General features: G+C 65.3%; 7 protein-coding genes, 1 tRNA gene, 1 other RNA gene and 1 pseudogene. 8 read left to right on the top strand and 2 right to left on the bottom strand.

What is annotated here, in order from left to right; translation table 11 throughout:
• Window positions 1-277 precede the first annotated feature (277 nt).
• Together JXA24_00465 and JXA24_00460 are read right to left on the bottom strand one after the other, a co-directional pair.
• Window positions 278-351, bottom strand: a tRNA-Ile gene (locus tag JXA24_00465).
• Complete coding sequence (locus tag JXA24_00460; protein ID MBN1282228.1) at window positions 329-595, bottom strand: GIY-YIG nuclease family protein; 267 nt, start codon at window positions 593-595, stop codon at window positions 329-331. The genes JXA24_00465 and JXA24_00460 overlap by 23 nt, the downstream gene beginning before the upstream one ends.
• A 321-nt stretch (window positions 596-916) precedes the next feature.
• Here JXA24_00460 and JXA24_00455 point away from each other — a divergent pair, with 321 nt between their 5' ends.
• The 8 genes and pseudogenes from JXA24_00455 (at window position 917) to JXA24_00420 (ending at window position 8058) form a co-directional block, all read left to right on the top strand.
• The gene (locus JXA24_00455) at window positions 917-1663 is read left to right on the top strand and encodes a hypothetical protein (protein ID MBN1282227.1); all 747 of its coding nucleotides are present in this window, start codon (window positions 917-919) and stop codon (window positions 1661-1663) included.
• A complete protein-coding gene (locus JXA24_00450) occupies window positions 1660-1965 on the top strand; it encodes a hypothetical protein (protein MBN1282226.1) in 306 nt (101 codons plus the stop codon). The genes JXA24_00455 and JXA24_00450 overlap by 4 nt, the downstream gene beginning before the upstream one ends.
• A gap of 9 nt (window positions 1966-1974) precedes the next feature.
• On the top strand, window positions 1975-2385 hold the full coding sequence (locus tag JXA24_00445; protein ID MBN1282225.1) for a ribonuclease HI family protein: 411 nt from the start codon (window positions 1975-1977) through the stop codon (window positions 2383-2385).
• Between the two features lie 57 nt (window positions 2386-2442).
• Window positions 2443-2673, top strand: a pseudogene (locus JXA24_00440) (GIY-YIG nuclease family protein).
• 4 nt (window positions 2674-2677) lie between these two features.
• Window positions 2678-3218: RNase P RNA component class A (gene rnpB / locus JXA24_00435), an RNA gene on the top strand.
• Between the two features lie 86 nt (window positions 3219-3304).
• Complete coding sequence (locus JXA24_00430; protein MBN1282224.1) at window positions 3305-4387, top strand: HEAT repeat domain-containing protein; 1083 nt, start codon at window positions 3305-3307, stop codon at window positions 4385-4387.
• 86 nt (window positions 4388-4473) lie between these two features.
• Window positions 4474-5631 carry a thiolase family protein gene (locus tag JXA24_00425; protein MBN1282223.1) on the top strand — a complete coding sequence of 386 codons (1158 nt, stop codon included), beginning with the start codon at window positions 4474-4476 and terminating at the stop codon, window positions 5629-5631.
• 72 nt (window positions 5632-5703) lie between these two features.
• Window positions 5704-8058, top strand: coding sequence for a 3-hydroxyacyl-CoA dehydrogenase/enoyl-CoA hydratase family protein (locus JXA24_00420; protein MBN1282222.1), 2355 nt, complete (start codon window positions 5704-5706; stop codon window positions 8056-8058).
• Window positions 8059-8359 lie beyond the last annotated feature (301 nt).

Raw genomic sequence — 8359 nt, 5'->3', positions numbered from 1 at the left:
TGCGCGGCGTTTTTTTGCGCGCCACAGACTCCCGATCCCTGATGCCTGATCCCTCTTGTTTGCCTCTGCCGCCGACCCGCCGGGGAAATAATCCTGCATCCATGCTCGCTGCGCGCCGCGAGGCGCTTGACCTGGGACCACTCCCGGTCCCGCAGATGATTTTTGCTTTGGCAAAAATCATGCGGCCGCCGGGGCCGGTTATGAGCCACATTTAGGCTCAGTTGGTTAGAGCCTCCGGCTCATAATACGAAACCCGACCTTTCGGTCGGGTTTCTTGTGGGCCCGCTAGGACTCGAACCTAGGACCACCCGGTTATGAGCCGGAGGCTCTAACCAACTGAGCTACGGGCCCGGGACTTACCGAACATTCTAAATGCTGCTTCAATATCCTTTTGGCGCTTAAGCCAATATTCTTTTTTAGTAGCTTCCTGCTTCGTTCTAAAAGCCTTTGTTCCAAACAATTTGAGAGGCCTTCTATGCTTCGTAGCAACCACATATCCTGCATTGTGCATCTTCAATCTTTTTTCAACATCTGATGTATGTCCAATGTAGAACTTCCCGTCCAGCTCGCTGATTAAAGCATAAACATAGTACATGCGGCCTTCTTGTCCGGAGGCTCTAATCCCGGTCCGGCATGATTTTTCTTCGGAAAAATCATCTGCCGGACCGAGGACCCTCGGCGCGTCGAAGCAGAATTTCCCTGAAATTCTGCTGTCGCGCCGGGGCCAACTGAGCTACGGGCCCAAACTTGAGGTGGGGCATTTAGCGGAAAATGGCATGGAAGGCAAGCCCTTACGACCTTGGTCACGCCTTTTCTCCCTGAAAAGGGTGTTTTTAAGGCAAAACCGCTCATTTATGCGATTGACAAGGGATGCCCCAGGACGTAGAGGGATAAATCCATTTTTTCCGGAGCCTTGATGAAAGCCAGATTTGCGTCACAGCTCAACCTTCTCAAAGAACTCCAGCAGATTGACCTCAATTCCCACAAGATCGAGCAGGCCCTCGCGGCACTGCCGGCCAAGCTCGCAGCGGAGCAGTCCGCGTTCGACATGGTCCGCACGCAGCTCGATGCGCTCAAGGGCGAGAAGGAGGGGATCGAGCACGCCCGCCGCACCGACGAGATGGAGCTGGCCGCCTCCACCGAGCACCTGCGCGAGCGGGAGGCCAAGCTCTACGCCATAAAGACCAACAAGGAGTACCAGGCGGCCATAAAGGAGATCACCGAGGGGAAGCGCATAAACAGGGAGAGGGAAGACCGCGTCCTGGCTGCCATGGAGCGGATAGAGGCCCTGGGCAAAGAAATCGCGCAACTTGAGGGCGAATGCGCCGAAAAGGAAGGTGCACTGAGCAAGGCACGCCATGCGGTGGCCGAGGAGGAGGCGGCGCTCATGCAGGAGCTGAAGGCAGAGTCGGCGCGCAGGCCCGAGATCGTCCCCCAGCTCGACAAGGAGACGCTGAGAAAATACGAGTTCGTGCGCAAGCGATACACGGACGCGCTGGTCCCGGTGGCGAAGGAGGTCTGCAGCGGATGCTCGCGCAGGCTGCCGCCCCAGCTCTACAACGAGATGCTCCGGAAGGAATGTTTCAAGGTCTGTCCCAACTGCCAGCGCCTCATCTACGTCGAGGAGGCGGCCGTCGAGCCGGAAGAAGGAGGGGAGAGATGACCGAGTTCAAGGCGATGTCGAAGAGGACCCTCGCGGAGATAGTTCACTTCGTCGCGGAGAACGAGCGCTTCCCCTCCGTGGAGGCGCATCTCGCGGGCTCGTTCACCGTGCCCGAGGTGCGCGCGGCGCTGCGCTCGCTCGCCGACAGGCTCATCTCCGAGGCGGCGGCCGAGGGCGACTGCGACTCGCACGAGGTCTGCCTCGACACCGAGCTCTCCTCGCGGGCGAAGGAGATCGTCTCCTCGCTCGACGCGGCCGAGAGGAAGAAGCTGCTGGCGGCCTTCGGCCTCACATCCAAATAGGCGGAAGCGGTGCCCAGGATCACCATCCATTCAGACGGGGCGGCGCGCGGGAACCCCGGCCCTGCGGGAGCAGGCGCGGTGCTTAGGGACGAGAGCGGCGCGGTCGTCGCCGAGGTCTCCGAGTACATAGGCGAGACGACCAACAACCAGGCCGAGTACCAGGCCCTGATCTTCGCGCTGGGCGAGGCGAAGAGGCTCGGCGCCACCAGCGTCGCGGTCTTTGCCGACTCGGAGCTCATGGTGAGGCAGCTGAACGGCGATTACAGGGTGAAGAACGAGGGCTTGAAGCCGCTGTATCAGGAGGCGTTCAAGGCCTTGCGGGCCGTGGGCGAATATACTATAGAGCACCTGCCGCGCGAGAGGAACAAGGAGGCGGACAAGCTCGCGAACAGGGCGATAGATCAGAAATTTGATCTTTGAAAAGATGGCGCAGGCCGGACGGCCGCTGAGCACTCAACATATATTTCAGGAGTTGATATGCATTACGTGTATGTTTTGCTTTCGGGAAATGAGGATTTCTACGTAGGCTACACGTCTGATTTGAAACGCCGGGTTGAGGAACACAATTCAGGCTTGAATAAGTCTACGAAAGGGAAGCGGTGGAAGGTTATCTACTATGAAGCTTATGCAGCAAGGGCGGATGCTCTCGAAAGAGAACGCAAGCTGAAGCAGAGAGGACAATCCAAACGTTTTTTGAAGCAGAGGATAAGGCGCAGCATAGAGGAGTGTTCCTGAAATATATGTTGAGTGCTCGGAGGAAAGTCCGAGCTCCACAGGATACCATGCTGGGTAACACCCAGGCCCCGGCCATTTCGGGAGAAGACGGGGACGGAAAGTGCCACAGAAAATAAACCGCCGAGCACTCAACCCATAACGGCTCTTTTTAATGATACTTGACCGGCCGTTATAGGTTGAGCGCTCGGTAAGGGTGAAACGGCGGGGTAAGAGCCCACCGCGTCGCTGGAGACAGGGACGGCACGGCAAACCCCATGGGGAGCAAGGCCAAGCACCGAGCACTCACCGCCGGAAACGGCGGTGGAGGGTGTTGTCCGCATCTATTGCTGTTGGCTGGGCTTCGTGCCTTTGCCGCAGTGAGTGCTCGGGGGTAGGTCGCTAGAGGCAGCCGGCAACGGCTGTCCCAGATGAATGGCCGTCGCCGAGCACTCAACCCATAACGGCTCTTTTTAATGATACTTGACCGGCCGTTATGTGTTGAGTGCTCGGCACAGAACTCGGCTTACAGGCCTGCGCATCTCCTTATATAAAGGGCCCCCGCGGCGTCAAGGCGGGGGCTTTTTAATCACGCAACTTTTCGTCGGCCCGATCGATAAGGTACCGGATGCGGATTTCGCTCGACAGCATGCTCTCGGAGGAGGCCGGCAAGGCCTCTCCGAAGGGGTTCAAGGACGGCCGGCCGTTCGGCCCGGAGCCTGACCCGCCGGGCGCCGTGGTGCGGCCGCTGCACAGCGTGCTGCCCAGGCCTGATGCGAGGCCCCCCGCGCGCATCGGCGCCGCCCTCATGGCGCTGCGCAGGGGCAGGCGCGGCGAGCGAATAGCGGCCGCGCGCGAGATCGGAGACCTAGCGATCGCGCACGGCATGAAGATCCCCGAGGCGGTGGTCCCGCTCTCGGTCACCCTCTCCACCGACAAGGACCCGGCGGTGCGGCAGGAGGCGGCCTGGTCGCTCTGGAAGCTCTCCGACAGCCGCGCCCACGCGCCGCTGATCAGGGCGCTGCTCGTCGACGGCTCGACGAGGGTGCGGGAGAGGGCGGCGCGCGCCCTGGGCCTTCTCGGCGCGAACGAGGCCCTGCCCGCGATGCTTCGGCTTCTGCGCCTCGAGAAGCACATACCTGCGCGCCTTCGGGCCGGTATCGCCTGCGCGATGGGCTTCTTCGCGAGCGAGTCGGTGCTGGCGCGCATAGAGGAGGCGGCGCTGGACCCGGAGCCGTACGTCCGCTACGAGGCGGTCCGCTCGCTCGGCCGGTTCCTGGTCGGATTCCCCGAGGAGATCTCGGATCGCGTCCTCTCGATCCTCCGCGGATATCTCAGGCCATCTAACGAACCGTCCGCGTCGATCAGGCAGGCAGCCATCAAGGCCATGCGCTTCTCGTCCTGTCCCCTCGCGAACGAATCGGTCGCGCGCGCCCTGACCTCCGATCCGCACCCCGCGGTGCGCGAGGCGGCGGCGGAGGCGCTCCTTCTGTGGAAAGGCGCAGCGTCCGAGGCCGCGCTCATCGACGCGCTGTCGGACGACCACTGGCCGGTCCGCAAGGCTGCCGCGCGCGCTCTCGCGCGCTCGATCAAGCGCCACGGCGTGCACGACAGCGCCCGGATCTCCGAGGCGCTCCGCCGGCTTGAGCGGATGCTGCCTGCGCACTCCCACGAGTGGAGGCTGGCCGCGGACGCATTCGCCTCCCTCTGAAGCTCCCCTAAATCTGTTGCGGTTCATCCGCGCTTTTGCTTAATCTGCCGCCTCATGCCGCCCGATCCCGGCGGCGAGGAGGCCAGATGCAGGATGCCCTCATACTGTCGTGCGTGCGCAGCCCGGTCGCCAAAGCGCAGAGGGGCGCGTTCGCGCGCACCCGCATCGACGACATAGCGGAGCAGGTCGTTCGCGCGGCGATCGCCCGCGTGCCGGGGCTCGACCCCGCCCTCATAGAGGACGTGCTGATCGGCTGCGCCATGCCCGAGGCGGAGCAGGGGTACAACGTGGCGCGCAACATATCGTTCCTCGCCGGGCTCCCCGAGGGCGCGGCCGCGGTCACCGTCAACCGGTTCTGCGCCTCCTCCCTCGAGGCGGTGGTCCAGGCGGCGCGCGCGGTCCGCTGCGGGGACGGGGAGCTCTTCGTGGCCGGCGGCGTGGAGAGCATGACCGCAGTCCCGATAGGGGGCTTCAACCCGAACCTCAACGGGCGGCTCGCGCGGGAGGGGATGCCGGACGCGTACATATCCATGGGGCTCACCGCGGAGAACGTGGCGCGCGCGCACGGCGTCTCGCGCGAGGACCAGGATCGCTTCGCCCTCATGAGCCACCGCAAGGCCCTGGCAGCCCAGGCGCACGGCGCCTTCTCGGCCGAGATCGCGCCGGTCACGGCCCTGGCTGCCGACGGCGGCGCGGCGACGATCGATCGCGACGAGGGGCCCAGGCAGGACACCTCGCTCGCGGCCCTCGCGGCCCTGGCCCCGGCGTTCCGGGAGGGGGGGAGCGTGACCGCGGGCAACTCCTCTCAGGTGAGCGACGGAGCCGCAATCGCCGTGATCGCCTCAAAAAGCCATGCGAGGAAGATAGGCGCGAGGCCCATGGCGAAGATCCGCGCCGCGGCGGTGGCGGGCGTGGCTCCGGAGTTCATGGGCATGGGGCCTGCGAAGGCGGTCCCCAGGGCGCTCGCCCGCGCCGGGATGAGGCTTGCCGACATCGACCTCGTCGAGCTCAACGAGGCGTTCGCCTCGCAGGCGGTCGCCTGCGCGCGCGAGCTCGCGATCGACGAGAGGAGACTCAACGTCCACGGCGGGGCCATCGCGCTGGGGCATCCGCTGGGCGCCAGCGGCGCGCGCATCCTGGCCACGCTCGTGCACGCGATGATCGAGCGCGGCGCCTCCACGGGGCTGGCCGCCATGTGCGTGGGCGGAGGGCAGGGGATGGCCATTGTCGTTGAAAGGACGTGACCGGTGACTGGTGACCGGTGACTGGCGTGCTCCGCCAGTCACGAGTTACGAGTTACGAGTCACGATAGTTCATTGGCGCATTCATTCGACAAAATTGCAGTCATCGGCGCCGGCACCATGGGCTGCCAGCTCGCCGCGCTCTTCGCGGGCGCGGGCTCGCGGGTGGAGCTGCTCAGCGTCACCGGCTCAGGGCAGGGGACGCAGAAGAGGCTCGCCGGTTTCAGGCCGCCTGCCCTGTTCGCGAAACGCGACGCGGAGAGGATACGCGCGGGGAGCCTCTCCGAGCACGCGGAGAGGCTCGCGGGATGCGGGTGGATCGTCGAGTCGGTGATAGAGGAGCTGGGCGCGAAGATCGCGGTGCTCGGCGCCGTCGAGGCGGCGGCCGATCGTTCGGCGATCGTCAGCTCCAACACGTCGTCGATCTCATACGCCTCCCTGGCGGCCGGGATGGGTGCGGGGCTCAGGTCGCGCTTTTTGATCACGCACTTCTTCAATCCTCCTCGCTATCTCAAGCTCGTCGAGATCTGCTGTGCAGCGGTGTCCGAGGGCGCCGCCGCGGAGATCGAGCCCTTTCTCTCCGGGCGGCTGGGCAAGGGAGTCGTGCGCGTCAAGGACACGCCCGGGTTCATCGCCAACCGCATAGGCGTCTTCTCGGTGATGGACGCGATGCACCTCGCGGCCGATCGGGGCTGGCCCGTGGAGGCGGTCGACACCGTCATGGGGAGGCCGGCTGCCAGGCCGAGGCAGGGCGTATTCCGCATGCTGGACATGGTGGGACTGGACACGGTCGCCGCGGTTTCAAGGCAGCTCGCCATCGCGTGCTGCGAGGACGATCTCGCCCGGCCATTCGACGTGCCCCGCTTTCTCTCGGAGATGCTCTCCAGGGGATGGAGGGGCGCCAAGAGCGGCTCGGGATTCTACTCGAACGCGGCCGGAACGGCGCATGCGATAGACCTGCGCACCGTGGCATACCGGCCGCGGCTCAACTTCTGCCCGGGTTCGCTCGCCGAGATCGAGGGGGTGCCCGATCCCTCCGAGAGGATCGCCAGGACCGCGTTCGCATGCGATCAGGCCGGAGAGATCGCCTGGCCCTCGATCTCGCGCACGCTGGCATATGCCGCGAGCCGCGCCGAGGAGATCGCGGACGACATCGCGTCGGTGGACCGCGCGCTCAGGTGGGGCTTCGGGTGGGAGCTGGGGCCCTTCGAGGCCTGGGACGCGCTGGGTGCGCGCCGGGTGGCCGAGAGGCTCGACTCGGAGGGGGTGCAGGTCCCCGCGCTCGTGGATCGGCTCCTCTCGTCCGGCCGCGGGTCGTTCTACTCTCACAGCGACGGGATGCGATTCGTCTTCGACGTGAAGGGGGGCGCGGACGCGCGGGCGCACGAGGAGCGGCCGCTCTCCGTCTCGCGCGCGAGGCGCTCCGGCGGCGTGATCGAGAGCAACGCCTCCGCCTCGCTCGTCGATCTCGGCGAGGGCGTCTACTGCTGCGAGTTCCACACCAAGATGAACGCGCTGGACGAGGGCTCGGTCGGGATGATCTCGCTCTCCGTCGAGAGGTCGGAGCGCGAGGCGGCGGCCCTCATCGTGGCCAACGAGGGCGAGGCGTTCTCGGCGGGCGCGGACTTAAAGCTCATAGGGTCGCTCGCCGAACGGGGCGACTTCGCAAAGCTCGAGAGGCTCGTCAGCCTCTTCCAGTCGGCGTGCCAGCGCGTGCGGTTCTCAAAGCGCCCCGTGGTCGCAGTCCCCTTCGGCAGGGTGCTCGGCGGCGGGCTCGAGGTCTGCCTCGCGGCCGCGGCGCGCGTGGCCCACGCGGAGACGTACGCTGGACTAGCGGAGCTCATGGTGGGGCTGATCCCATCGGGCGGCGGTTGCAAGAACATGCTCATCGCGATGGAGGCGCGCGAGGAGTCCACGAGGGAGGGGCGGCTCATGCCTGCGGGCGCCCCGCGCGACGGGGGGCCGCAGCCCAAGTCGCGTGCGGCGTTCGAGCTCATCGGGACTGCCAGGGTCTCCTCGTCCGCCCGCGACGCGGTCGGGCTGGGCTATCTTGCCGGCTCCGACCGGATCGTGATGGACCGCGACTGCCTCATCGCGCAGGCGCGCGATGAGGCGATGAGGCTCTCCGTGAACTACGAGCCTCCGCGTTTCCGCGACGACATAAGCCTCCCCGGCCGCGGCGGCGAGATCGCCCTCATGCAGATAGCAAGGAACTACAGGGCCTGCGGCCTTGCCACCGACTACGACCTCGTCGTCGCCGGGCGCCTGGCGCGCGTTCTCACCGGCGGGGTGCTTCCGATGAGGCACCTGGCCACCGAGGACGCGATCATGGAGCTCGAGCGCGAGGCGTTTCTCTCGCTCGCGGGCGAGAAGAGGACGCAGGAGAGAATCGCGCACATGCTCAAGACCAGAAAGCCGCTGCGAAACTGAGTTCAGTCAACTGATAACTCTTCAATGTGTCGCCTTATCGAGGTTGTCCGTTTCGGAGCGGGGCCTCCAGCGGCTCCCCTTTCGCTGTCTCGCGGGCCGCGAACCCTCCTCATTCCCCGGTCTAACTCGTGTCATAAAAGGAGACCGGGGCTGAGGCTTCCACGGACCCGCTCGCAGCGATGGGGGCCCGCCGCTTCCCGGCCAGCTCCTCAACAGACAACCTCGACGAGGCGACAGGAAGGAATTCAATAGTGCCGATTTGACGGAGAGGCTCGGGGAGCTCTTCGCAGCGTGGCTCGAG

It is taken from the genome of Pseudomonadota bacterium, assembly GCA_016927275.1.
GTDB lineage: Bacteria > UBA10199 > UBA10199 > 2-02-FULL-44-16 > JAAZCA01 > JAFGMW01.
This window is presented reverse-complemented; position numbering and strand designations above follow the sequence as displayed.

Coding starts and splice junctions, on each gene's coding strand:
- JXA24_00460 (MBN1282228.1), bottom strand. CDS start 595: ATGTACTATGTTTATGCTTTAATCAGCGAGCTGGACGGGAAGTTCTAC.
- JXA24_00455 (MBN1282227.1), top strand. CDS start 917: ATGAAAGCCAGATTTGCGTCACAGCTCAACCTTCTCAAAGAACTCCAG.
- JXA24_00450 (MBN1282226.1), top strand. CDS start 1,660: ATGACCGAGTTCAAGGCGATGTCGAAGAGGACCCTCGCGGAGATAGTT.
- JXA24_00430 (MBN1282224.1), top strand. CDS start 3,305: ATGCGGATTTCGCTCGACAGCATGCTCTCGGAGGAGGCCGGCAAGGCC.
- JXA24_00425 (MBN1282223.1), top strand. CDS start 4,474: ATGCAGGATGCCCTCATACTGTCGTGCGTGCGCAGCCCGGTCGCCAAA.